Annotated in this window: 24 protein-coding genes; 13 read left to right on the forward strand and 11 right to left on the reverse strand. The window is 57.4% G+C overall.

Translation table 11 applies throughout. From position 1 onward, the window contains the following. Positions 1–43: 43 nt before the first annotated feature. Genes ACXAE6_RS06505 through ACXAE6_RS06535 form a run of 7 tightly spaced genes read left to right on the forward strand, consistent with a single transcriptional unit; the run spans position 44 to position 6,787 of the window. Positions 44–1,171, forward strand: coding sequence for an acyltransferase family protein (locus ACXAE6_RS06505; protein ID WP_475145926.1), 1,128 nt, complete (start codon positions 44–46; stop codon positions 1,169–1,171). Then, positions 1,132–2,220: a serine hydrolase gene (locus ACXAE6_RS06510; RefSeq protein ID WP_475145927.1), complete on the forward strand. Its 1,089-nt coding sequence runs from the start codon at positions 1,132–1,134 to the stop codon at positions 2,218–2,220. The genes ACXAE6_RS06505 and ACXAE6_RS06510 overlap by 40 nt, the downstream gene beginning before the upstream one ends. Positions 2,221–2,266: 46 nt before the next feature. Next, positions 2,267–3,064, forward strand: a complete 798-nt coding sequence (locus tag ACXAE6_RS06515) for an acyl-CoA thioesterase (protein ID WP_475145928.1) — start codon at positions 2,267–2,269, stop codon at positions 3,062–3,064. Positions 3,065–3,115: 51 nt separating this feature from the next. Further along, positions 3,116–4,156 (forward strand): L-glyceraldehyde 3-phosphate reductase, encoded by a 1,041-nt coding sequence (gene mgrA / locus ACXAE6_RS06520; RefSeq protein WP_475145929.1) that lies wholly within the window; start codon positions 3,116–3,118, stop codon positions 4,154–4,156. A gap of 19 nt (positions 4,157–4,175) precedes the next feature. Next, entirely contained in the window at positions 4,176–4,739 is a 564-nt protein-coding gene (locus tag ACXAE6_RS06525; protein ID WP_475145930.1) for a GNAT family N-acetyltransferase, read from the forward strand. A gap of 13 nt (positions 4,740–4,752) precedes the next feature. Further along, positions 4,753–5,601, forward strand: coding sequence for an AAA family ATPase (locus ACXAE6_RS06530; protein ID WP_475145931.1), 849 nt, complete (start codon positions 4,753–4,755; stop codon positions 5,599–5,601). 4 nt (positions 5,602–5,605) lie between these two features. Further along, the gene (locus ACXAE6_RS06535; protein ID WP_475145932.1) at positions 5,606–6,787 is read left to right on the forward strand and encodes a vWA domain-containing protein; all 1,182 of its coding nucleotides are present in this window, start codon (positions 5,606–5,608) and stop codon (positions 6,785–6,787) included. 9 nt (positions 6,788–6,796) lie between these two features. Here ACXAE6_RS06535 and rutF read toward each other — a convergent pair whose 3' ends face one another. Genes rutF through rutA form a run of 6 tightly spaced genes read right to left on the reverse strand, consistent with a single transcriptional unit; the run spans position 6,797 to position 11,007 of the window. Next, complete coding sequence (gene rutF, locus ACXAE6_RS06540; RefSeq protein WP_475145933.1) at positions 6,797–7,318, reverse strand: NADH-dependent FMN reductase RutF; 522 nt, start codon at positions 7,316–7,318, stop codon at positions 6,797–6,799. Positions 7,319–7,348: 30 nt separating this feature from the next. Then, the gene (locus ACXAE6_RS06545) at positions 7,349–7,939 is read right to left on the reverse strand and encodes a malonic semialdehyde reductase (RefSeq protein ID WP_475145934.1); all 591 of its coding nucleotides are present in this window, start codon (positions 7,937–7,939) and stop codon (positions 7,349–7,351) included. 8 nt (positions 7,940–7,947) lie between these two features. Further along, positions 7,948–8,751, reverse strand: a complete 804-nt coding sequence (rutD, locus tag ACXAE6_RS06550; RefSeq protein ID WP_475145935.1) for a pyrimidine utilization protein D — start codon at positions 8,749–8,751, stop codon at positions 7,948–7,950. 14 nt (positions 8,752–8,765) lie between these two features. Continuing rightward, positions 8,766–9,149, reverse strand: a complete 384-nt coding sequence (rutC, locus tag ACXAE6_RS06555) for a pyrimidine utilization protein C (RefSeq protein WP_475145936.1) — start codon at positions 9,147–9,149, stop codon at positions 8,766–8,768. Between the two features lie 14 nt (positions 9,150–9,163). Then, the gene (rutB, locus tag ACXAE6_RS06560; protein WP_475145937.1) at positions 9,164–9,919 is read right to left on the reverse strand and encodes a pyrimidine utilization protein B; all 756 of its coding nucleotides are present in this window, start codon (positions 9,917–9,919) and stop codon (positions 9,164–9,166) included. Then, positions 9,916–11,007 (reverse strand): pyrimidine utilization protein A, encoded by a 1,092-nt coding sequence (gene rutA / locus ACXAE6_RS06565; RefSeq protein WP_475145938.1) that lies wholly within the window; start codon positions 11,005–11,007, stop codon positions 9,916–9,918. Before rutA ends, rutB begins: the two co-directional genes overlap by 4 nt. Before the next feature lie 271 nt (positions 11,008–11,278). Between rutA and rutR the strand changes: the two genes are divergently transcribed. The 3 genes from rutR (at position 11,279) to ACXAE6_RS06580 (ending at position 14,204) form a co-directional block, all read left to right on the forward strand. After that, positions 11,279–11,950: an HTH-type transcriptional regulator RutR gene (rutR, locus tag ACXAE6_RS06570; protein ID WP_475145939.1), complete on the forward strand. Its 672-nt coding sequence runs from the start codon at positions 11,279–11,281 to the stop codon at positions 11,948–11,950. A gap of 186 nt (positions 11,951–12,136) precedes the next feature. Continuing rightward, complete coding sequence (locus ACXAE6_RS06575; protein WP_475145940.1) at positions 12,137–12,985, forward strand: EamA family transporter; 849 nt, start codon at positions 12,137–12,139, stop codon at positions 12,983–12,985. 127 nt (positions 12,986–13,112) lie between these two features. Next, complete coding sequence (locus ACXAE6_RS06580; RefSeq protein WP_475145943.1) at positions 13,113–14,204, forward strand: phospholipase A; 1,092 nt, start codon at positions 13,113–13,115, stop codon at positions 14,202–14,204. A gap of 119 nt (positions 14,205–14,323) precedes the next feature. Here ACXAE6_RS06580 and pepQ read toward each other — a convergent pair whose 3' ends face one another. Further along, positions 14,324–15,628 carry a Xaa-Pro dipeptidase gene (gene pepQ / locus ACXAE6_RS06585; RefSeq protein WP_475145946.1) on the reverse strand — a complete coding sequence of 435 codons (1,305 nt, stop codon included), beginning with the start codon at positions 15,626–15,628 and terminating at the stop codon, positions 14,324–14,326. Positions 15,629–15,764: 136 nt separating this feature from the next. On the opposite strand from pepQ, the gene ACXAE6_RS06590 reads away from it, so the two are divergent. Beyond that, the gene (locus ACXAE6_RS06590) at positions 15,765–16,820 is read left to right on the forward strand and encodes an ABC transporter ATP-binding protein (protein WP_475145948.1); all 1,056 of its coding nucleotides are present in this window, start codon (positions 15,765–15,767) and stop codon (positions 16,818–16,820) included. Positions 16,821–16,935: 115 nt separating this feature from the next. Here ACXAE6_RS06590 and ACXAE6_RS06595 read toward each other — a convergent pair whose 3' ends face one another. From ACXAE6_RS06595 to ACXAE6_RS06605, 3 genes are all read right to left on the reverse strand, one after another. Beyond that, positions 16,936–18,588, reverse strand: a complete 1,653-nt coding sequence (locus ACXAE6_RS06595) for an ABC transporter permease (protein ID WP_475145952.1) — start codon at positions 18,586–18,588, stop codon at positions 16,936–16,938. Positions 18,589–18,637: 49 nt separating this feature from the next. Continuing rightward, on the reverse strand, positions 18,638–19,666 hold the full coding sequence (locus tag ACXAE6_RS06600) for a Fe(3+) ABC transporter substrate-binding protein (RefSeq protein WP_475145955.1): 1,029 nt from the start codon (positions 19,664–19,666) through the stop codon (positions 18,638–18,640). Between the two features lie 148 nt (positions 19,667–19,814). Beyond that, entirely contained in the window at positions 19,815–21,554 is a 1,740-nt protein-coding gene (locus tag ACXAE6_RS06605; protein WP_475145958.1) for a choice-of-anchor I family protein, read from the reverse strand. Positions 21,555–21,709: 155 nt separating this feature from the next. Between ACXAE6_RS06605 and ACXAE6_RS06610 the strand changes: the two genes are divergently transcribed. Next, on the forward strand, positions 21,710–22,327 hold the full coding sequence (locus ACXAE6_RS06610) for a LysE family translocator (RefSeq protein WP_475145961.1): 618 nt from the start codon (positions 21,710–21,712) through the stop codon (positions 22,325–22,327). Here ACXAE6_RS06610 and ACXAE6_RS06615 read toward each other — a convergent pair. Continuing rightward, positions 22,316–23,185 carry a LysR family transcriptional regulator gene (locus ACXAE6_RS06615; protein ID WP_475145964.1) on the reverse strand — a complete coding sequence of 290 codons (870 nt, stop codon included), beginning with the start codon at positions 23,183–23,185 and terminating at the stop codon, positions 22,316–22,318. The genes ACXAE6_RS06610 and ACXAE6_RS06615 overlap by 12 nt on opposite strands. 131 nt (positions 23,186–23,316) lie before the next feature. On the opposite strand from ACXAE6_RS06615, the gene ACXAE6_RS06620 reads away from it, so the two are divergent. Then, positions 23,317–24,048: a TSUP family transporter gene (locus tag ACXAE6_RS06620; protein ID WP_475145966.1), complete on the forward strand. Its 732-nt coding sequence runs from the start codon at positions 23,317–23,319 to the stop codon at positions 24,046–24,048. Positions 24,049–24,052: the final 4 nt, after the last annotated feature.

The raw sequence follows: 24,052 nt of genomic DNA on the forward strand, positions 1-24,052 counted from the left end.
CTTGGGTAAGTTGGAGGCTGCTGTCACCTAGAGGAACGACGTTGTGACTCAGCTTGCCGGCGCAGCAGCGCCATTGAATTTGTGGGCGCGGCCATCGACCCTGGCGTTGTCTGGCCGTGTCGACGCCATCGATCTGGCGCGTGGTGTGGCCGTGGCTTTGATGATCCTCAGTCATGGTATTCGCGGTCTGGTCGAATACGATCAGATGCCTGACTGGGGCCTGGTGCCCTTGCATATGGTCACCAAGTTTTCCTCCTCCCTCTTTATTATGGTGTTCGGCATCGCCCTCGGTGCCGCCTTCCTGCCCCGCGTCGGTACCGACGATTGGCCCCGCTACCGGTTAAAACTCTTCCTGACCGGCTTCAAGGTGTTGTTCTGGTACAAGGTGCTAACGGTGATCGAATTATTCGACGGCGTTGAGCCCTCGCTGATTGTCGGTGCCTTGTTGTACGAGATCTTTCCCTCCTTTGTTGAAGTGCTCGGCTTTTACGCCGTCGCCCTGCTCTGGGTGCCGTTCTTTTTATCACTGTGGATGCGCATGCCGCTGTGGCTGCGCTTGCTCAGTCCGCTGTTGATGATCGCGCTGGCCGAAACGCTGCGTGTCTGGGACGGTTTTAACAGCCTGGCATTGAAAGCCATTTTGATCGAAGACGAGGAACTCTATACCTGGGGGCAATTAACCCGTGGACCTTTGGTGTTGATCGGTCTGTTGATCGGTGAAGGCATCCGAGTCACTCAGGACGACTGGCGCCAGCGCTTGCGGCTGATTGGCGTGCTGGGTGGCGCCAGTGCTCTGTGTGCGTTGCTCTATGTCGTCCTGGCCTGGCCGGAATTTCAGCGCAGCTTTTATAACCTGGCGTACAACGTCGGCAAGCATCCACCCCAGCTTGAATTTATGGCTTTCAGTATGGCCGGCGCCTTCGCCATTTTGGCGCTGGCGTTATTTGGCGGACGCGCTTTGGCGTTGCTGTTGAAACCCATCACCATCATCGGCAGTAACTCACTGCAGGCCTTTATTTTTCACATCGTGGTCATCTTTGTCGGTTTTCGTTTTCTGCTCCGCTACGAAGACAGCATCAGCTATGGCTACGCCCTGACTCTGACACTTGGACTGGTATTCGCAACCGCACTATGGATCAAAACTATCGACCTCTTCCGTCGCTACAGCTGATATTGCTTTGGCTGGCGCTGAGTATTGCGCCGGCCTGGGCTGAATCTCCCAACGCCGAAGAACCGCCGCAATGGACCACACAACTGAGCACTCGCCTGGCACAAATCGATGCCAATTACCCGGGTGAACTGGGTATTTATGTGAAGGATTTATCCACTGGCGAAGTGGTTGGCCTGCGTGAAATGCAACCCTGGTATCTGGCTTCGACGGTGAAGGTGGCGGTGGCCATTACCTTGCTGGAGGCGGTCGATGATGGCCGTGCTAGTTTGAACGATCGCATCGTTTTGGACCCGCTCGATTACGTCGATGGCGCTGGTGAAACCAACTGGCAGGAACCCGGTACCGCCGTCACCTTGCAGTACCTGTTTGACCAGATGCTGATTCACAGCGATAACACCGCCACCGATGTGTTGCTGCGTTATTTAGGCACCGACCAGGTGAACGCCATGGTGCGCCGCGTCGTCGGTCTGGGTGTTGGTCGCATCACCACCCTGGCGGATGTGCGCCGCTATGCCTACAGTGAATTTCATCCGGATGCGATGAACCTTGCACCCAGAGGGATGTTTGCCATCAAGGCCGCCGGCTACGGTGAAGACAGAGTGACAGCCCTGGGGCAGGTATTGGACGTGCCGCGCAGTGAATTTGATGCTGCGGATCTCGACGAGGCTTTTGAGCGCTATTACGCCACTGGCCTGAACTCGGCGCCGCTTGATCAGTACAGTGGTTTATTGGAGGCGCTAGCGCGTGGCGACTTGCTCAGTCCGGCCAGTACGGCGTTGTTGTTGTCGACCATGGAGCGAATTGAGACCGGTGATGATCGAATCAAAGCCGGGCTGCCCGCATCCGTGCGCTTTGCTCACAAAACCGGGACCCAGCATCGGCGTGCCTGTAATATCGGCCTCGCCACTGTGCCGGGGCAGGTGCCGGCTGAAGGCGTCATCATTGCCGCTTGCGCGCGCGGCAGCTCCAACCTGAGCGAAGCTGAAGCGGCGTTCCGGGCCCTGGGTGAAGCCGTGGCAGAATCGGGTGTCTTGTCGTCAGATCGATAGGCCCTGTCAGCGCTCACCTCGACAATAATACGAAGGAATTCTGCTCATGACGCTGGATCAATTATTGGCCGCAGCAGCAGCCTGCGGCACCGACGGACAAATAGCGGTACCGGATGATTGGGGCCAGGGCCGCACCGTCTTAGGTGGCTTGTCGGCCGCCATGGCGTTTCGGGTATTGCGTGATCAGGTTGCTGCTGAACGTCCGTTACGCAGCATCAATATCAGCTTTGTCGGGCCGTTGGCGACCGACCAGGATTTTGGTTTTAAAACGGAAGTACTGCGTTCGGGCAAGTACGTCACTCAGGCCGAAGCCCGGGTGATTCAGGACGGCCAGGTTTGTCTGGTATTGCTGGCCAGTTTCGGTGACCGCCGCGACAGCGTAACCGGTGCACAAGCCAGCGACGAAATGCCCTTTGTCATGCCGGAAAAACCCACGCTGTTTCCTTATATTGCCGGCGTCACGCCGCAGTTTTTTCAGCACCTGGATATGACCTTGCTCGATGGTGGCTTTCCGTTCAGCGGCAGCAAGACATCACACCACGGCGGCTTTATGCGCTTTAAGGATCAGCCCGCCGCCTGGACCGAAGCGCACCTCATTGCACTGATCGACACCTGGCCGCCGACGCTGCTGCAGCAACTGAAAAAACCCGCACCCGCCAGTACCCTGACCTGGAACCTGGAATTTTTGCATCCGCACCGGCCGATGAGTTCGGACGCCTGGTTTGGCTACCGCGCTGTTACCCGTCAGGCTGGCGAAGGCTATGGTCATACCGATGCCAACATCTGGGACGAATACGGTGAGCTGATCGCCGTCAGCCGCCAGACCATCACCGTCTTTGCCTGAACCCGGCTGGCATCTGTTAAGCTAATCAGCCCGTTTTACCTGGAGATACCCATGCCTTATAGCGCTGCTGAAAACCGTTATGAATCGATGCGGTATAACCGCTGTGGTCGCAGTGGTCTGAAACTGCCGGCGATCTCGCTCGGCCTGTGGCACAACTTCGGCGACAACGTGCCGTTCGATAACGCCCAGGAGATTTGCCGACGCGCTTTTGATCTGGGTATCACCCACTTCGATCTGGCCAATAATTACGGCCCGCCTCCGGGTTCAGCTGAGCGTAATTTCGGCAAGATTTTAAAGACTGATTTTGCGCCCTATCGTGATGAACTGGTGATCTCTACCAAAGCCGGTTACGACATGTGGCCGGGTCCGTATGGCAGCTGGGGCAGCCGCAAATATTTACTGGCGAGCCTCGACCAAAGCCTGGAGCGGATGGGCCTGGATTACGTTGATATTTTTTATTCGCACCGAGTCGATCCGGAAACGCCGCTGGAAGAAACCATGCAGGCGCTCGACAGCGCTGTGCGCCAAGGCAAGGCGTTGTACGTCGGTATCTCTTCTTACGGCCCGGAAAAAACCCGTGAGGCCGCTGCCATCTTGAAAGAGCTGGGCACGCCCTGTCTGATTCATCAGCCCAGCTACTCGATGCTCAACCGCTGGATCGAAAACGACGGCTTGCTGCCGGTACTTGAAGACGAGGGCATCGGCTGTATTGCGTTCTCGGTATTGGCGCAGGGCATGTTGTCGGGCAAATATCTGAACGGCATTCCTGAAGGCAGCCGCGCCAGTCGTGCCAGCAAAGGCGCGGCACTCAACCCCGCGCTGATCACCGATGACAACCTTGCCAAAATTCGTGGCCTCAATGACATCGCTCAGGCGCGTGGTCAGACGCTGCCGCAAATGGCCATTGCCTGGGCACTGCGCGATCCGCGCGTCACCACCGCCCTGATCGGGGCCAGCAAAGTCTCGCAGGTCGAAGACTGTGTGCAGGCGCTCGACAACCTCGAATTTAGCGCGGATGAGCTGAGTAAAATTGATCAGCTGGCTACCGATGGTGGCATTAATTTGTGGGAAGAATCGAGTAATCGTGCCTGAAATAACAACAAGAACCTGCATGGGCGCCGAGCTGGAATTCTGGCTCGGTGATGTTGCCCAGTTACGTATTCAGGTTTTTCGCGACTTTCCTTATTTGTATAACGGCTCACTCGATTACGAGCGCCAATATCTGCAAACCTACGTTGAAAGTGACAGCGCCATCTGTGTGTTAGTACTCGATGGCGAGACAGCCGTTGGTGCCGCAACCGGCTTGGCGATGGGCGATGAAGAAGCGGCTTTTCGTCAGCCGTTAATCGAGGCGGGTTTTGATGTCGACGAGGTCTTTTATTGTGCCGAGTCTGTGTTGTTGCCGGCTTATCGCGGGCGCGGCATCTACCGACAGTTCTTCGCCGAGCGCGAAGCTCAGGCCTGGCGTTTGGGTTTGAATCAGGTGGTGTTTTGCGCGGTGGATCGGCCCGATGATCATCCGTTAAAACCGGACGATTATCAGTCGCTGGATTCAATCTGGCGACGTTATGGTTATCAACGGTTACCCGGCGTAAAGGCGCGTTTCCCCTGGCAGGATGTTAATGCCGATCGGGAGACCGAAAAGACACTGAGTTTTTATCACAAATCGCTTTAATCGAGAGATGTCTATGTCCCGCTTCGAAGGTTCCGACCGTTATATTGCCAGTGACGATTTGCGCCTTGCTGTGAATGCTGCCGTCACCCTGCAACGCCCGCTGTTGGTGAAAGGAGAACCCGGCACTGGCAAGACCATGTTGGCCGAAGAAATCGCCGCGGCTTTAGGTATGCCGCTGGTGCAGTGGCACATCAAATCGACGACCCGCGCCCAACAAGGCTTGTACGAATACGATGCGGTATCGCGTTTGCGTGACAGCCAGTTGGGCGATGATCGGGTGCACGATATCCATAACTACATTAAGCCTGGAAAATTGTGGGAAGCCTTTACCAGCGAACAACGCTCGGTATTGTTGATCGATGAAATCGACAAGGCCGATATCGAATTTCCCAACGATTTATTGGTCGAACTCGACCGCATGGAATTCCATGTGTATGAAACCGGCGAGACCATCAAAGCAACGCAACGCCCGGTGGTAATCATCACTTCAAACAACGAAAAAGAACTGCCGGATGCGTTTTTGCGGCGCTGCTTTTTCCACTACATTCAGTTCCCAGATGCCGAGACCTTAAAAGCCATTGTCGAAGTGCACTTTCCGAACATTGAAGCGGAACTGATGCGCGATGCCTTGGAAGTTTTCTTTGAAGTGCGCGATGTGCCCGGTTTGAAAAAACGGCCGTCAACCTCTGAACTGATCGACTGGTTAAAACTGCTCGCCAGTGATCGCATTGCCGCCCAGGCATTAAAAGGTGGAGATATTCGTGAAGCACTGCCGCCGCTCTACGGCGCGCTGCTGAAAAACGAAGAAGACGTGCGCATGCTGGAACGCTTGGCCTTTATGAGTCGCCGTTCGGGCGCCTAACCCCATGTTGATTCGTTTTTTCTCCACGCTGCGCCAACACGGCATCAAGGTCACACCCAAAGAATTACTGGTGTTGATCGAGGCGCTGCAAGCGCGGCTGGCGGGTTTCGATCTGGATGATTTTTATCAGTTGTCACGGCTGACGTTGATTAAAGATGAAACTCAGTTCGACCGTTTCGATCGTGCCTTTGCGCACTTTGTCGAAGGCCTTGAAGCATTGCCCAATCCATTTGGCGAAGAAGTCCCGGACGACTGGTTGCGCTTGGAACTGGCGCGCCAGTTCAGTGCCGAAGAACGTGCCACTATCGAAGCTATGGGTGGGCTCGAAGCGTTAATGAAAGCGCTGGAAGAACGCCTTAATGAACAGCGTGAACGCCATGAAGGTGGTAACCGCTGGATTGGTACCGGCGGCACCAGTCCGTTCGGTCATGGCGGTTATAACCCCGAAGGCGTGCGCGTCGGTGGCAAAGGTGGTCAGCGCCGGGCGGTTAAACTCTGGCAGCAGCGACAGTATCGCAACCTGGATGATGGCGTTGAACTGGGCACGCGCAATCTGAAAATGGCGCTGCGCAAATTACGCCGCTTTGCGCGCACCGGCGCGCAGGAAGAACTGGCGCTCGATGATACCATTCGTTCCACCGCCCGTAATGCCGGCATGCTTGATATCAAGATGCGACCCGAGCGACACAACGCCGTTAAAGTGCTGCTGTTTATCGATGTCGGTGGTTCGATGGACGAACATGTGCAGGTCTGTGAAACGCTGTTTTCAGCCTGCCGTGCCGAGTTTAAACACTTACAGCATTTTTATTTTCACAACTTTATTTATGACCATGTCTGGACCGATAACCGCCTGCATCGACAAGCCGTCACCTCTTTGGATGAAGTGATCCGGACTTACGGTTCCGATTACAAAGTGATTTTCGTTGGCGACGCCGCCATGGCGCCTTATGAAATTGCCGCCGCCTACGGCAGCATCGATTTTATGAATGTGGAACCGGGCGCGGCCAGCTTTGACCGGCTGGCGCAGCACTTTCCAAGGCTGGTGTGGTTAAACCCTTTCCCGGAACGTTTTTGGGGTCATACGCAGAGCATTAATATGGTGCGTGAACTGGCCGACAACCGGATGTTTTCGCTCAGCGTCGGCGGCTTGGAGCGGGCGATTGCCTGTTTGCAGGGCGTGAAATAACGGCTCTGCTCAGAGCCGTTTCATACCATGATAACCGCGATCGAAATACAGCAAGCCATCAGTGCTTTGCGGCGCTGTCACACCTAATACTTCGCAAAACAACGTATCGTGCGTTCCCAGGCTGACGCGCTTGATAATGCGACAGTCGAAACTGACCAGGGCGTTATCGAGCACCGGTGCGCCGGATTCGCCTTCAGTCCAGTTGGCTGCGGCAAAGCGCTCGTCCATTTCGGTCTTGCCACCAAACAGATTCGACAGACTCATCTGATCGGCCGTGAGGGTGTTCACGCACAGTGCCTCGTTTTGCTCGAACGCCGGGAAGGCAGAGGCGCTGCGATTGAGGCAGACCAGCAGCGTCGGCGGCTGGTCGCTGACGCTGCACACGGCCGTGGCGGTGAAGCCGGCGCGCCCGCCGGGGCCGTCGGTGGTGACGACGTTAACCGCCGCCGCCAGACCCGACATGGCATCGCGATAGCTTTTGGAATTCAATTCAGGCGCTAATTCAGTCGCGGCTGCAGCGGGCGCGTTCATGGCATTCTCCTATCCAGTCGTCAGATCGTTTCAGCAGAATTCGCAGGCGTCGTCGATGCTCAGACGCGGCAGGCGATCGTGCAATTTTTCAGTCTGGCCGTAGCCGAGGTTGATCAGGAAATTCACCGTCCAGTCGCGGCCATCGAGGAATTCCTCTTTGACTTTGGTGGCATCGAAACCGGACATCGGGCCGGCATCCAGTCCCAGCGAGCGCGCCGCCATGATCAGGTAAGCCGCTTGCAGCGAGCCGTTACGCAAGGCGGTTTGCGCCGCAAAGGCTTCGTTGCCGGTGAACCAGGAGCGGGCGTCGGCGTGTGGGAACAGCGTCGGCAATTGCTCATAAAACTGGTTGTCGTAAGCGGCGATGACAGTTACCGGTGCGGCCATGGTTTTTTCCAGGTTGCCCGCAGACATCGCCGGTTTCAGGCGTTCTTTGCCTTCGGCTGTGCGCACGAAGATAAATCGAGCCGGGCTGCAATTGGCCGAGGTCGGGCCGAATTTGGTCAGCTCGTACAATTCGCTCAGCACGCTGTCGGCAATGGGTTTGTCTTGCCAATAGCTATGGGTGCGCGCTTCGGTAAAAAGTTGTTTCAGGGCGGCGGAGTCGAGTGAGCTGGACATAACAATCCTTAGTTGACGTTAAGTGGAAGGTGCGAAAATCGGGTCAAATGCTCAACAAGCAAGGCATTGGTGCGTTCCGCCTGTGTAACGCTGCTGGCATGGCCGCCAACGTCCATTAATTCCAGTCGTGCCCGGGGCAGTTTTTGCTCCAGTCGCACCGAGCAGGTCCAGGGCACTAGCAGGTCGTCGCGATTGGCGATCAGCAGAGTGGGTGCTTCGATCTGCGCCAGCTGTTCATCGTTCATAGCAAAGCCTTGTACCGCTTCCAGCCGACGACGCAGGTTATCGGCCGGCGGAAAATGGCTGAGCATCTGCACATCTTCTTTTGCCAACTGGTCGGCGTGCTGGTCGATCCAAGTCGGTGGATACAGAAACAGCGCCTGGGCTTCGATATAAGCTGCCGCGCCAATTTCATCGAGAATCTTCCGGCGCACTGAAAAACAGCGTTGGGTGTGCGGGCTGAGTTGATGCCAGCCATTAATCACTACCAAAGAGCGCAATCGCTGCGGCTGTTGCAACGCCAGCGTTAAACCGATATGGCCGCCCAGTGCATGGCCAATTAAATGAAAGTCGTCGATACCGGCGTCATCAAGAGCGCTGATCAATTCATCGGTCATATCGGCGATGCTGTAGCCTTCAGGCAGTTCAGCCGGGCTGCGCCCGGTGCCGACTTGATCATACAGCACCACCCGGTAACGCTCGGTCAGGGTGCTTAACTGAGGTTCCCAGAAACGTGCCGAACCACCGAGGCCCGAACTGAGCACCACCGTCTGATCTGCCTCCAATTGCCCGACGATTTCCAAATACATCATGCGCCTGCTTTGGGTTATGCCAGGTGGGCGATGCTGGCAATTTCGACCAGCGCTTCGGGTTTTACCAGACCGCACTGAATGCAGTAACGCGCGGGTTTCTCACCGGCGAAAAACTCGGCATAGACTTTGTTTACTGCCGCGTAATCGGCCCAGTCTTTGACGAAAATCATATTAAAGGTGACGTCGTCCAGGGTGCCGCCGGCGGTTTCGATGACGCCTTTAATGGTGGTCAGCACATGACGGGTCTGAGCTTCGGCGTCGCCGACGTGAACCACATTATTGTCTTTATCGAACGGCAGCGTGCCGGATACGTACAGCACGTTGTCGGCCATGGAACCCGGCACAAAGGGGGCAATGGGCGTGCTGGTACCGGCGGGAATCACAGCTTTCTTAGGCATGGAAATTTCCTCGTTCAGTGGGCGGCCGCAGCCGTTGGGGTGGATTCGGTGGCGAAGGTTTTACAGAAGGTATTAACGTCTGACACCCAGCCGAAAAAGGTTTCGATGTTGTACAGCGATGCTGCCTGAATCGATTCCGGTCCGGCCTGGTGAGTGGCATCGGCCAGCACCACGCCAAAATATTCCAGGAAGAAACCATCGCGCAGCGTCGATTCAACACAGACGTTGGTGGCGATGCCGGTAAACACCAGATTGCGAATACCGCGGGCGCGCAACAGGCTGTCGAGCGGGGTGTTGTAGAAACCGCTGTAGCGAGTTTTGCCCAACACCAGATCGCTCGGTTCGGGTTTCAGCGCATCGACCAGGTCGTAATCCCAGCCGCCGCGCGCCAGCAAAGTGCCGTCCAGTTCGGGGTTTTTGCGCATCGTTTTCAGGGCGTTCGATTTGTACCAGTTGGGCGAACCCGGACCGCCGGCTTCGCGATATTGCGGGTCCCAGCCGTTCTGGAAAAACACCACCGTCATGCCGGCAGCGCGTGCGGTGCTCAGCGTCTTGTTGATGTTGGCGATCACCGGACCGGTGGCTGACACATCGAAGCCGGCTTTATCGAGATAGCCGTCTTTGCTGGCGTAGGCGTTTTGCATATCGACGACGATGACCGCCGTCTCGCTGGCCTTGAGTTGAATCGGTTCCGGCTTGGCGTCGAGTGTGATGGCATTGTCGCTGCTGCTGCTTAAGGCGTAGCCGCTGGCTTTGGCTTCGATGCTCATGCGGTGGCCTCCGCCTCAATGTCGATGTGCTGGCGGCTTTTCATCAGCGGCTGAATGCGTTGGCCAAAGTTCTCGACGCCCTGAACAAAATCATCGAAGGTCAGCATTACGCCTTCGGTGCCGTTGACCTCAGCGATTTCATCGAGCATGGCGGCCACGCTTTCATAGGAGCCGACCAGGGTGCCCATATTGATGTTGACGGCGGATGTGGGGTCGGCCATCTGGCGCACGTTGGTGTCGCCCTTGGATTTGGTATCGGCGGCGCCCTGTACGCCCAGCCAGGCAACGGCTTCTTCATCGACGCCTTCTTTATAGCTTTCCCATTTGGCACGGGCAGCGGCGTCGGTTTCATCGGCGATGACCATAAACAGCGGGCAGGCTTTAACGTCGCGTTGCGATGCTTCGGCGGCTTTGACCAGTCGTTCGGCGGTGGGTGCAAAGGCTTTTGGCGTGTTCACGCCCTTGCCGAAACAGAAGGCGTAGTTGGCGTACTTGGCGGTGAAGGCGAGGCCGGCGTCGCTTTGACCGGCGCAGATAATCTGCAGCGGGCCTTTGGGTTTGGGGCTGACGCGGCAATCGTCCATCTGGAAATAATCGCCTTTAAAATCACTTTTGCCGGTCTGCCACAGCTCGGTAAGAATTTCGGCGTATTCGGTTAAATAATCGTAGCGGTAAGCGAAGAATTCATCGCCCGGCCACAAGCCCATTTGCGAGTATTCCGGTTTCTGCCAACCGGTGACCAGGTTGATGCCGAAACGACCATTGGAAATGGAGTCGATGGTCGAGGCCATGCGCGCAGCGATCGCCGGTGGCACGGTCAGGGTAGCGGCGGTAGCGAACAATTGAATCTTGCTGGTGACCGCAGCCAGGCCCGCCATCAGGGTGAAGGATTCCAGATTGTGATCCCAGAATTCGGTTTCGCCGCCGAAGCCGCGTAGCTTGATCATCGACAGCGCGAAGTCGAAGCCGTAATGCTCGGCGCGTTGGGTGATGGTTTTGTTCAATTCGAACGACGGCATGTACTGCGGTGCGTTTTTGGAAATCAGCCAGCCGTTGTTGCCGATGGGGATAAATACGCCAACCTTCATGATGCTACGTCCTCGTCTGGATGCGAATGCGGTAGCACATTGCAGAAAGCCGGCCAACTCTGTTTTATTGATATAAATCAATTGGTTATCAATTTTTGGTGTATTAAGTTGGACCAAATGGTCTAACTTAGAGCACATGGTTTGTGCAAAAATCCACCAGCGCGAACCATGGCGGTGCAATAAACACTCGATGCAATAACCGATAAGACGCTGGCCGACTGCTTGGTGGTCGATGCTAGAATGAGGCCCGCGAAACCGGCAGGAGACAGCGTTGAACGACAAGACCGCCACTGCGGCAGACCGACCCAAGCGCACGCCGACGGCAGCGTCGATTAAACGTCGTCAGCGCAATCAGGAAATAAAACGCGCGGCCATTCTGGATGCGGCGCTACGCACCTTTTCCCACTACGGCCTGCACGGCGCCAGCCTCGATCAGATCGCTCAGGAAGCGGACGTCTCCAAAACCAATCTGCTCTATTACTTCCCCACTAAAGAAGAATTGTATGTGCAGGTGATGCGCGAGTTGTTGCGCGTCTGGTTATTGCCGTTGAGCAGTTTCAGTGAGGAGCAGGATCCGTTCGAAGCGCTGGGTGATTACCTGCGCATCAAGCTGGAATTTTCGCGCGATAATCCGGAAGAATCGCGGTTGTTTTGTATGGAAATTCTGCAGGGCGCACCGCTGTTATTGGCCGAATTACAACAGCCATTACACGATCGCGTGCAAGCCAAGGTGGCCGTTATTCAATCGTGGATTGATCAGGGCAAACTCAAACCGATTGAACCCTACCATCTGATTTTTTCCATCTGGGCGACGACGCAACATTACGCCGATTTCCGCGTGCAGATCGAAGCGGTCGCGGGCCGTACTCTGGATGATCCTGCTTTCTTTGATGAGACGTTGAGCAATTTAACCGCCCTGTTGCTCGACGGTCTGCGTCCGTGACGCTTTGATGACAGGGTGGTAACCTAGCGGTCACCTACCCATATACGGCTAGGGTTCCGTCGTTTTTCGAGCCTGGACCGAGCGCCGTACTATGCCAAGCCGGGCAGACACCTGATGGACTAAAAGACTCGAGGGGATGGTTAGGGGTGCTCGCGCACGCCTATCTATTTTTGCTTTGGAGTTGTTATGTCCCTCGCTGGTTTCTTACTCGTTTTTGCTGCTGCCCTGTGTCACGCCACCTGGAATTTCCTGCTGAAACGCATCAATGGTGATGCTGCTTTAACCTGGCTGTTTTCTTTTCTGACCGTCATTATTTATTTCCCGCTGGCGGTGTATTTTGCCTGGGACTGGCGCGGCTGGGGCTGGCTGGAAATCGGTTTTATTGTTGGCAGCGCGGTGATCCACATCGGTTATTTTTTGCTGCTGCAACAGGGTTATAGAGTGGGTGATCTGTCGGTGGTGTATCCGACGGCTCGCGCCACCGGCCCGTTGATTTCCACCGTTATGGCGGTGCTGCTTTTTGGCGAACATCTGAGTGCCTGGATGGCCGCTGGCATTGCACTGATTTTATTTGGCGTGCTGAATTTAAGCCGCAAGCCGGGCAGTTCATCACAACCAACCTTTCAGTCCATGGGATTTGGTATTCTGGTCGGTTTGCTGATTGGCAGCTACACGCTCTGGGACGCCCACGCAGTCGCTACCTTGCTGATCCCACCGTTGCTGCTGGATTACGGCTCCAACATCGTGCGTGCCTTGATACTCACGCCGGTCGCTGTGCGACGCTGGTCGTCGGTGCGCGATGTCTGGCAGGCGCACCGCTGGAAGGTGGTCGGCATCGCCGTGTTCAGTCCGTTGGCGTATATTCTGGTGTTGACCGCCATGACCTTTACGCCCCTGGTTTATGTGGCGCCGACCCGGGAAATCAGCGTCTTGTTCAGCGTGCTCTTGGGTTCGTTGTTACTTAATGAAGGCTATCTGCGCCATCGCTTGAGTTGGGCGGTGGTTATGTTGGCCGGCGTGATAGTGTTGCTGTAAAGCAAGATCGACACCAATCGAAGCAGTATCTTGTCTTTGTGGTCAAAAATTGTGCGCTTGTTCGAAACGGCGTGCTTAGACTCTGGTAGGGTGCTGCCTCAATTTGATTCTTAGGATAACCCACTCAATGTTGAAATTTGGCGTCCGGCCAGCCTTCAGAGGTTTCCTCTCGCTGGCATTTGGCCTGCTGGCCGTCGTTATGCCAGTGGTTATGCCAGTCGCGGCAGAAAATACGCCCACAGCGGAAGATACTGAGCAGGAAAAGCAAGAAGAGTCGTCATCACTGACGGCCTATGAGACCTGCCTGATTCGTCTGACGCAAAGTGCCTCCAATATGCTCAGCGCTGGCAACGTTCGTAACTACTGTGCCCGTGAAGCACGGGAACAAGGCGAGACGGCGCAAACCAGTGATACGCCGTTACAGCAGCGCCGCGAAATGGAGCGGCTGGTATTGAACAATCCGTTCAGTTTGTTGCCGCATCGGCCCAATTATTTAATGCCGGTGAATTATTCCGATTTCGATGACGACTCCGCCCAGGTGCCGGGTAACGGCGAATTTCAGCCCATTGAAATTCAGTTTCAGCTGAGTCTGAAGGTGATCGTTGTTGATGGTCTGATCGGTGATCACGGCAATCTGGCGTTTGCCTACACCGGTAAATCGTTCTGGCAGGCCTACAACTTTGATCTGTCATCGCCGTTTCGTGAAACCAACCACGAACCGGAAATGATTCTGACCTTCGCCAACGATTTCGATCTGCTCGGCTTTACCAATGTGTCCAATGCGGTGTCGTTGAATCACGAATCCAACGGCCGCAGTGGTGAAGACTCGCGCAGTTGGAACCGGGTGATTCTGCAAACCCAGTGGGAACGAGATCGACTGCATTTCGAGTTCCGCCCCTGGCTGCGCATACCGGCCCCGGAACCGCGTTTTGAGAACGATCCGTTGGCTGATGACAACCCGGATATTCTCGATTACCTGGGGCACTTCGATTTCACCACCGCCTGGGTGGGCGAGTACAACACCCTCTCGCTGACGGCGCGTAATAACCTCGATCTGGAACATAACCGCGGCGCCATAGAGGCCGGCTGGACCTTCCCCATCTCCGACCACATTCGTGGCCGGGTGCATTACTTCGATGGTTATGGTGAAAGCCTGATCGACTACAGAAGACGCTCCCAGACGTTGGGCATCGGCTTCCAGTTCAGCGGTTGGCTTTAGGGAGCCTGTGAACCACTCCTCCAGGGCTCGGTGCGAGCTAAAACGTTCTGCCGCAAGTGATGCGGCACACCAACGCACTTCGCAGCGCAATGGCCGTAGCCCTTGTTAAGAAGTGCTCCCTAGACAATTTCGGCGAAGGCCTCGCGCGTTAAGTTGCGCGAGCCTGTGTCGGTGACCACCAGGTTGTCTTCAATGCGCACGCCGCCCCAGGGACGCAGTTCGGCGATTGCCGTTTCGTTCAAACCCATGTCACCACGAGCGCGCAGCTGATCGAGCAGCATCGGAATGATGTACAGACCGGGTTCGATGGTCAGTACCATGCCTTCTTCCAAAGTACGCGTCAGACGCAGGAAGGGCGCATCTTTATTCGGCGCCAGGGTGCCGGCGCGATCCTGTTGATGGCCGCCGATGTCGTGCACCTGTAAGCCCAACAGATGACCCAGACCGTGCGGGAAAAATGCTTGGGGTACGCGCTTTTCCAATTGCTCTGCGACGCTTAGGCGACACAGATCCAGCTCCTTCAAAAGACCAGCGACGCCTTCGACCGCCTGCTGATGCAACTGAGCCATCGGCAAGCCCGGACGCACAGCGGCGCATAAATCCAGTTCGAATTTTTCCATGGCTGCGAGCAATGCTTCGAAGCTGGCTGAGCCCTGACCCTGGGTGCGGGTGATGTCGCTGGCATAACCACCGACCTGAGCGCCAGCGTCGATCAGCAGGCTGCGATGTTGTTGTGGCTTAGTAAAGAGGCGGCGCTCGTAATGCAAGGTGGCGGCGTTTTCGTTGAGCGCGATGATGCCCGGGTAAGGCTCCAGACTTTCCAACTGACCGCTGGCGGCAAGAAAGGCAGCGTAGATTTCCGCTTCGCTGGCACCGGCGTTAAAGGCGTCGCTGGCGGCGCGATGGCCAGGCACGGCTTTGCGACTGGCCTGCCACAGTTGTTTGACTTCAAATTCGGTCTTGTAAGCGCGGTCAAAAGCGAGATCTGAGCGTAAATTGGCCGGGTTTAACTCAACGTCTTTGGTTGAGTCTTTCAGGCCCGGATGCGTCGGACCGATCCAGGCGAGGCGACCGGATACGGCCGGTAACCAGTCATTAAGGTCGGCTGCACCCTGCAATTGCCAATGTGAGGTCCAGTCGCCGCTTGGTGCGGTCGGTGACAGATGCCAGAAATCGGCCTGTGCCGGCCAGTACAGACGCGGTGTGTCGCCCGGGCGAATCAGCAAACAGGTGCCGGGGGTGATGGCTTCGGGTAACCATTGTTGGGCGAAAGCGCCGGGATGATAGGGATAGGCATGGTCGTCGTCGCGTACCTTTTCCGCCACACCGGCGCTGATGATGACGGCATCAAAACCGCAGCGTTCCAGGCTGGCCTGGTAACGTTGCATCAGGGTGTCGAGGTGGGCGCGGTACAGGTCGGCCATGGCTGGAACTCCAACAAACACAGTGGGCGAAGGGCGCACAGCTTAGCGCTCCGCTTAGGTTTTGTCGTCCCCTGCTCGTGGTTGGCGCAGCGGCTTTGTTTTACACTGCTGCGTTCACGCGGTTTGGGAAAATGCCATGTTGTTACGCTTGGATCAGTTGCAGTGCCGTTATGGTGACAATCTCGTTATTGATGCGTTGTCGCTGACGGTGGAGCGTGGCGAAATCTGTGCATTGCTCGGTCCCAGCGGTTGCGGCAAATCCACCCTGTTGCATGCCATCGCCGGTTTTACCCAGCCCAGTGGCGGCTGTATCGAACTGGATGGTCGGAGCATTGCGACCGAAGAAGATTCGGTGCCGCCGGAGCAACGCGGCATCGGCATGGTGTTTCAGGAATACGCGCTGTTCCCGCATTTAACCGTGGCTGGCAACGTCGGCTTTGGGTTGCGTTCGTTAAGTGCAGCGGAACGCGCGCGACGCGTTGCCGATACGCTGGCGCTGGTCAAACTCGAGGGTTTTGGCGAGCGCTATCCGCATGAATTATCGGGCGGACAACAACAGAGAGTGGCGCTGGCGCGAGCACTGGCACCGCAACCTGACCTGCTGCTGATGGACGAACCCTTCTCCAATCTCGATACCGAATTGCGTCGCACCCTGTCTGCCGAGGTGCGCGAAATCCTCAAGATTGCCGGCACCACCGCCATACTGGTGACTCATGATCGCGAAGAAGCCTTTGTGGTCAGCGACAAACTGGGCGTGCTCGACAAAGGCCGTTTGCAACAATGGGACACCCCGGATGTGGTTTACCATCAGCCAGCAACACCGGCCGTTGCGCGCTTTGTCGGCGATGGTGATTTTATTGCCGGAACGGTAGTGGCCGTCGGTCGGGTGCGCACCGCTCTGGGCGAGGTAATGACCACGGCTGACTGGCCGGTCGGTACCGAGCTTGAAGTCTATGTGCGTCCGGATGAGGTTGAACTGGTAACTCAGGATGGCGTGCCAGCGCGCCCTCTGAGCCGTGCTTTTCTTGGCACTCAGATTCGACTGCGTCTGGCACTGGCCGACGGCAGCGAGGTTCAGGCTCTGCTGCCATCACGGGCGCAGGTTTTGGGCGACAGCGTGCAAGTCCAGTTTGCGCCGAGTCAGTTGGTGGCTTTTGAGCGCACCGCTTCGCGCCAGGCAGCGGTGATTTAATTCCGAGATCCCGGCTCAAGGCCGGGATGACGGAGTGAAGTTGGAGGGGCAGAATGACGGAATACAGTTGCAAGCCCGGGCTGGATTTCGCTACTGGCGTCTCCCATCTCCCCTATCACTTCTGCCGCACCGAACGACTCAGCAGAATCACCGGCCCCAACCCCACCAGCACGATTAACAGTGCGCCCAGCGCTGAGGCTTCGAGTTTTTCATCCGAAGCAAACTGATAGACGTGCGTGGCCAGCGTATCGAAATTGAACGGCCGTAAAATCAAGGTGGCCGGTAATTCCTTCATGCAATCAACAAAGACCACCAAGGCCGCAGTCAGTAAACCGGGGCGAATCAAGGGTAGGTGGACGCGCCACAGCGTTTGCAGACTGTTGTGACCGAGGGAGCGCGAGGCGCGATCCATCGCCGGTGTTACCTTGGCCAGACTCGACTCCACGGCGCCGGCGGCGACGGCCAGAAAACGCACTGAATAGGCAAAGATCAGCGCGAAAAGGGTGCCGCTTAAAATCAAACCGGTGGAAATACCCAGCGTATTACGCAGCAGTGCATCAATGCCGTTATCGAAAGCGGCCAGCGGAATCATTACGCCGATGGCGAGCACCGTGCCGGGCATGGCGTAGCCGAGTTTGGCGAGGCCGACGCTGGTGTTTAAACCCCGGCCTGGAAACAGCCGTTTGCCATAGGCGAGCAACAGACCCAGAGCGACCGTTACTGCGGCGGCGCTGGCCGAGAGCAGCAAAGAATTCAGCGATAACTGAATAAAGTCCGGCGTCCAATAAGCGCCAAAACCACGCAGCGCAAAGTACGACAGGCGCAGTGCCGGCACTACAAAACCGATGATCAGCGGTAAGGTACAAACCATCAAAGCCAAACCGGCCCGCAGGCCACTCAATGGATAGCGAGCGGTGTCACCAGGCTGGCCAACCTGGGTGAAATGCTTTTGTCGGCGCCGGGCAAAACGCTCGAGCGCAATCAACAGCACCACAAAGCCGAGCATCAAACTGGCAATCTGGGCGGCGCCGCCGAGGTTCGACTGGTTCAGCCAGGTGTCGTAAATGCCAATGCTCAGGGTGCGTACGGCAAAGTAATCGACGGTGCCGAAATCGTTCAGCGTTTCCATCAACACCAGTGATAAACCGACGGCGATGGCCGGTCGTGCCATGGGCAGGGAAACGCGGCGAAAACTCTGCCAGGGCGTACAGCCGAGTGAACGACTGGCGGCCTGAATGGCGTGCGCCTGATCGACAAAAGCCGCGCGCGCCAGCAGGTACACATAGGGATAGAGCACCAGCGCCAGCATAACGATGGCGCCACCCATGGAGCGGATTTCCGGAAACCAGTAATCGCGCATGGTGCGCCAGCCAAACCAATCGCGCAGTGTGGCCTGAACGGGGCCGGCGTATTCCAGCAGATCGGTATAGACGAAGGCGATCACATAGGCCGGTACCGCGAACGGCAGCAGCAGCGACCATTCAAAAAAACGGCGCCCGGGGAAGTCGCAGGTACTGACCAGCCAGGCGGTGCTGACGCCGATCAGCAAGGCCACCAGACCGACGCCAGCGAGCAATCGCACCGTGGCATCGAGGTAGTAGAACAGTACCGTATCGACCAGGTGCGCCCAGATGTTGTGGCTGGGAAAGAGCGCCAGATAAAACACCGAGGCCACCGGCAACAGCACCAGGGCAGCGGTCATGATCACCGCAAAACGCCAGCGCCGGGCCAGACGATTCTGGCCCAGCGACTGGCGATTGCTGGGCATGGCGTTGACGGCCGCAGTCGTCAGCGTAGGTTGGGTGCCGGTCACAGCATTAGAAGTCGTAAGCCACTTCATCGACCAGGCGCGAAGCCTCGTCGACGTGATCGGTAATGGTGGTCAGGCTGAGCGGGTCTTCTTTGAACTCACCCATGTATTCGTTGATTAGTTCAGAGCGTTCGATGCCCGGGCGGACCGGGAACTCGAAGTTGTCCTGAGCATAGAGGAACTGAGCTTCCGGGCTGACCATAAACTCCATCAGTGCGACGGCGTTATCGCGGTTAGGCGCGTGTTCGGACAGCGCGATACCGGAGATAAACATGTGGGCGCCGCGATCATCCTGGTTGGGGAAGATGAGGTTAACGGAGCGCGCCCAATCCTGTTGTTCCGGCGCTTCTTCGTTGGTCAGCATGGCACCGAAGTAATAGGAGTTACCCAATGAAATATCACAGACACCTTCGTAGATGGCTTTGACCTGAGCACGGTCGTTACCCTGGGGGCGACGCGCCAGATTGTCTTTGACGCCTTCGAGCCATTCGCGGGTGTAGTCTTCGCCGTGGTGGGCAATCATCGAGGCAAACAGCGACAGGTTATAGCTGTGTTTGCCACTGCGGGTGCACAGCCGGCCTTCCCATTCGGGATCGGCTAATTGTTCATAAGTGGTGATCTCACCGGGTTCGACGCGTTCTTTGGACGCATAGATGATGCGCGCCCGGGTGGTCAGACCGAACCAGTGGTTATCCTCGGCGCGGTATTGGGCCGGGATATTGTCGGTCAGCACAGCGCTGTCGACCGCCTGGGTCAGGCCTTTGTTGTAAGCACTCATCAGGATGGTGGTGTTGGGCGTGATCAGCACATCGGCCGGGCTGTTGCGACCTTCGGTTTCCATCCGCTCAACCAGACCATCGCCGTAGACGACGTTGGTTTCGATGCCGGTTTCGGCGGTGAAGGCCTCCAGCAGGGGTTCGATCAGAAAGGGTTGGCGGTAGGAGTAAATGTTGACTTCGTCGGCCTGGACCGAAGTTACCGCCAGGCTACCGGCGAGGGGAATGGCCATCCAGATGGCTTTGGTCAGTGCTCGCATCGTGCTGTCTCCAACAGAGTTTCATTTTTAATTTGATAAGCATTCTCAATAAAAGCTGGAAGGAGTCAACCTGGGTTCTCAGTTCTAACACTGCACTGAACGTAAAAAACCCGGCGCTGGGCCGGGTTTGGAGTGAACTCAGCGCTGTTTAATCGCGAATGCGATAAACGGTAGTGGTACCGCTGACTTCGTTGGCGACGACCAGCAGGGCGTCGCCGATGGGGCTGATATCGGCGGGAATAAAAGCCATGCCTTCCGGGGCCAGATCGCCCGCATCGGCCAGGGTGGCATCGGTGACGTCGCCGTCGTCGGTGGCTTGCGCCGCGTTGAAGTTGCGGTTGTTGATGTACTGCAGGTAGTCGACGTTACGCGGATCGGTGATGTCGGCGACGACAAAGCCGCCCATCCGTTCCAGACCGACAAAGGCCAGCATGCGCTCACCCACCTGGCCCAGCGCCAGGGCTTCCGGTTCCGGGCCTTTGTTGTCGCTGCGGTCGTCGATTTCCAGCGCATCGTCGGTAGTGTTGAAGAACTCTGGGTAGGCTTCGGCGGTGACGCGTTCGAGCAGATCAGCGGAGTCGTACACCAGCTCGCCATCGGCGCTGAAGATGGAGAAGGAACGGGCACCAAAAGCGTAGACCTTATCCAGATCGCCATCACCATCGGTGTCGCCGCGGCCGGCCTGAATTTTCAGATCGGCAATGGCGTTCAGGTGCGCGAGCGATGGGTCGAGGTTGGCATCGCCGATTTCGCTTTCATCGGTGTACACCAGGCAGCCGTCGTCTGCATCAAAATCGTACTGGGCCCCGGGTAAGGTGCCGCTGCAGTCGGCAGCGCTGTCGGCATCCGTGATGTATTCACGCGCATCGCCTTCGTTGGCGGTGACGAAGTAGTCCTGGCCGGCGACGCTGTAGCTGGCGATGGTATCCGGATGGTAGGTGCCCCACAGGTTGGCGTAACTGCGCAGCACCGCAGCCTCGTCGTCCTTGTCGGCATCGAGCGCATTTTCCGGGCGGCCGTGGTCTTTAAAGCCGAGTGGCAACACGGCGGTGATGCGCGGTGTGCCGGTCAGGCTGATGCGCGCGACGGCGTTGTTTTCCTGCAGCGAGACAAAGGCGGTGCGGCTATCGGCACTGACGCTGATGTATTCCGGCTCGATGTCCTGCGATGCGCGAATGACTTGCGGTCTCGGGTTGTTGCCGACCAGTACGTCCGCTGGCAGGTTGTGATCGAAGGCGGTGAAGTCGAGCTGGATGCCGAGATCAGCCGGCATGCCGTTGTCGATGGCAATGACGGTGACACTGCCTTCGGGGTCGCGCAGATAATCGCTGCGCGGCTCACCTTCGTTGGCGACCAGTGCAAAGCGACCGTCGGGTGAGAAAGTCACCATATCCGGCAGCGCGCCGGCGAGCACGCCTTTAACGAAGCGCGTGTCGCCGTCTTCGTTGAGGCGATAGAACAGCACGGCCCCGGCTTCGGTTTTGTTGTCGTGTTCAACGGCGATGGCCAGCAGGTCGTTGTTCACCGCCAGGCTGTTGGCGCCGCCAATATCGATGCGACGAATCCCACCACCGGGTGTGGCGACACGCACCGAACTGGGCAGATCACCGGCGCGGGCGCGCAGGTTGCTCAAGCGCAGCGGGTCGGCTGCGGCGCTGGTGGGCAACTGGTTCAGGTTGATGGCGGTGATCTGGCCGGTGGCGCCGTTGGTCATGTAGGCGTAGCCGGAAGCAGGATGGTAGGACACAATCTCGGCGGCGCTTTCGCCCAGAATGCCACTGGTGTGGCGCCCGAGAATGTCGATCGACAGCGTTGATTCGGCAAAGGCAACGCCGGTTAAAGCAAAGGCCAGCAAAGCACTGGCAAGACGGTGTGTCACAGTAGGCATGGGATTCTCGTTGTTTGAATGGCTGTGGCCGCAGAGCCTAGTGATCAAAGATGACAGTGGGACGACAGTCGGATGACAGCGCTGACAGCCCTGGGGTAGAGTCGCCCTTCTTTATGGCAGCACCCTTTAGCGATTCACTTTATGGAGACACCCCTATGAGTTGGGCAACCTGGTTGGCCGTGGTCGGAATTTGCATGCTCGGCGCGATGTCGCCCGGGCCGTCTCTGGCGGTGGTGTTGCGCCATACGCTGACCGGTGGCCGTCGCAATGGCGTAACCGTCGCATTGCTGCACGGTCTGGGCGTCGGCTTCTACGCGCTGTTGAGCATTCTTGGTCTCGCGGCTGTTATTACCGCTTCGCCGCTGGCCTTTGCCGTGCTGCAATGGGGTGGCGCGGCGTATCTGGTCTGGCTGGGCATTCAGGGTTTGCGCGCCCGGCCGGCGTCGGAAAGTGATTTTCAGGCCGGGCCAAGTCAGGCCAGTTCGGCGCGTGATGGCTTTCTGGTGGTGTTTTTAAACCCCAAAATCGCGGTCTTCTTTCTGGCGTTGTTCTCTCAGGTGGTGGGTCTGGACACCAGCTTTGTGGCTAAGCTGACCTATGCAGCCACGGCCATGATCATCGATGGTTGCTGGTATTTGCTGGTGGTCTGGCTGTTCTCCAATCCGCGTTGGATGGCGGCGTTGCGGCGCAGCAGCCTGTGGCTGGAGCGGGTGTTCGGCGTCATTCTGATCGCTCTCGCCGGCCGTCTGGTGGTGGGGATTTTACGCACCTAACGCCGGCATCAGGCGCGTCAGTGCCTGACGCAGTTCCTGGCCGCTGCTCTGGTGATAAACCTGTTTGCGACAAATCAAATAAGCCGGGCGACTGAGCCCGGCTTTACCCAGATCGATACAGGCGCTGTCGTCCGCTAACAGCCGGGCAATACCGCGCGGCGCCAGCGCATGACCCCAGCCCGACAACGCCAGTCGCGTTGCCGCCAGCGACGATTCCACCGGCCATTTCGGTTCCAGTCCCAGCGCCCGGGCGTGCTGTTCGATACCGCGCCAGGTGTGCGATTTCTCTTCGATGCAGATGATCGGCAAGGCTTCACTGCTGGCCCGTTCTGCTTCCAGCGCCGCCCGGTCGCCATTTCTGGCGACCAGCATCAGCGGTTCATCGAGCAACTGTTCCACCATCAGACCGGTGTGGTTGGGCAGCTCGCCAGCGCAGAGCCCAAAGGGATAAGTACCGGCCAGTACCCGATCGACAATGGTCGGTGAGCGGTGGGTATGGACGATCAGATCGGCGTGCGGCATGGCATCGCGCAGTTGCACCAGCAAGGGTGCACCCCAGGAACTGAGGATGGCTTCCGACACGGCGATGGCAATTTGCTCACGCGTGCCCGACTGCCGCTGGCTGAGTACGGTTTTCAGATCGGCCATCAGTGGCGCGACTTCGGCGACCAGGGCTTCCCCTTCGGCGGTCAGCACAGCGCGTCGTCCCTGGCGGCGAACCAGCACTTTGCCCAACTGTTGTTCCAGTTGACCGATGCGTTTGCTGACGGCCGACTGACTGATGCGCAATGACAAGGCCGCTGCACTCATAGTCCCGTAGTGAACCAGCGCCAGCAGCGCCTCCAATTGACTGAACATGGTATTCCTAAATGGAAACTAATAATGGCCAATTATTCGCTATTTTCGGGGGTCTGCCCAGTCGATACTGAGCCCCTGCCATCGGCCCTGGCCAGGTTGGATGGCATTGCAAACAAGACAGAGGGAAGGCTATGTGGTTTGGCATTGTTGCGGTGATGGCCGCGACCAGTTTTTTGTCCGGTATTTTAGGCATGGGCGGCGGCATCATTTTGATGGGTGTGCTGGTGTTATTGCTGCCCCTGGCCAGCGCCATGGTGTTGCACGCCTTAACGCAGATTGCCGCCAACGGCAGTCGCGCCTGGCTGCATCGGCGTCATATTCACTGGGGCGTTTTGCGCTGGTATGTGCTCGGCGGTCTGGTGGTGCTGGGGCTGTTTTTCTTTCTCTGGTTTGAAGTGCCCAAGTCGTGGTTCTTTATCGGCCTGGGGCTGATGGCGTTACTCGGTAATGTGCTGCCCAGGTCGTGGCAACTCGACGTGACCCGGCCTATACAGTCGGTGGTCTGTGGCGCCCTGGTGACCGGTGGGCAATTGTTTGTTGGCGTGGCGGGCAGCCTGCTGGATTTGTTTTTTGTGCACGCCAAGCTCAATCGCTATCAGGTGGTTGCCACCAAGGCGATTACCCAGACCAGCGGTCATCTGATGAAGCTGACTTTTTATGGCTCGCTGATGTTCGCCCAGCCGCAATCATTGGGCATTCCGGTCTGGGTTTATGTGGCGGTGATTCCCGCGGCCTTTATGGGCACGCGCCTGGGCGCGGAAGTGCTGCATCGTCTCGATGATCAGCAGTTCCGGCGCTACACCCGTTGGGTGTTGATTGTGGTCGGCGTGGTCTACATCAGCCGCGGTCTGTTGATGCTCTGACTCC

This window comes from Saccharospirillum sp. ABV4_185 (genome assembly GCF_056159245.1).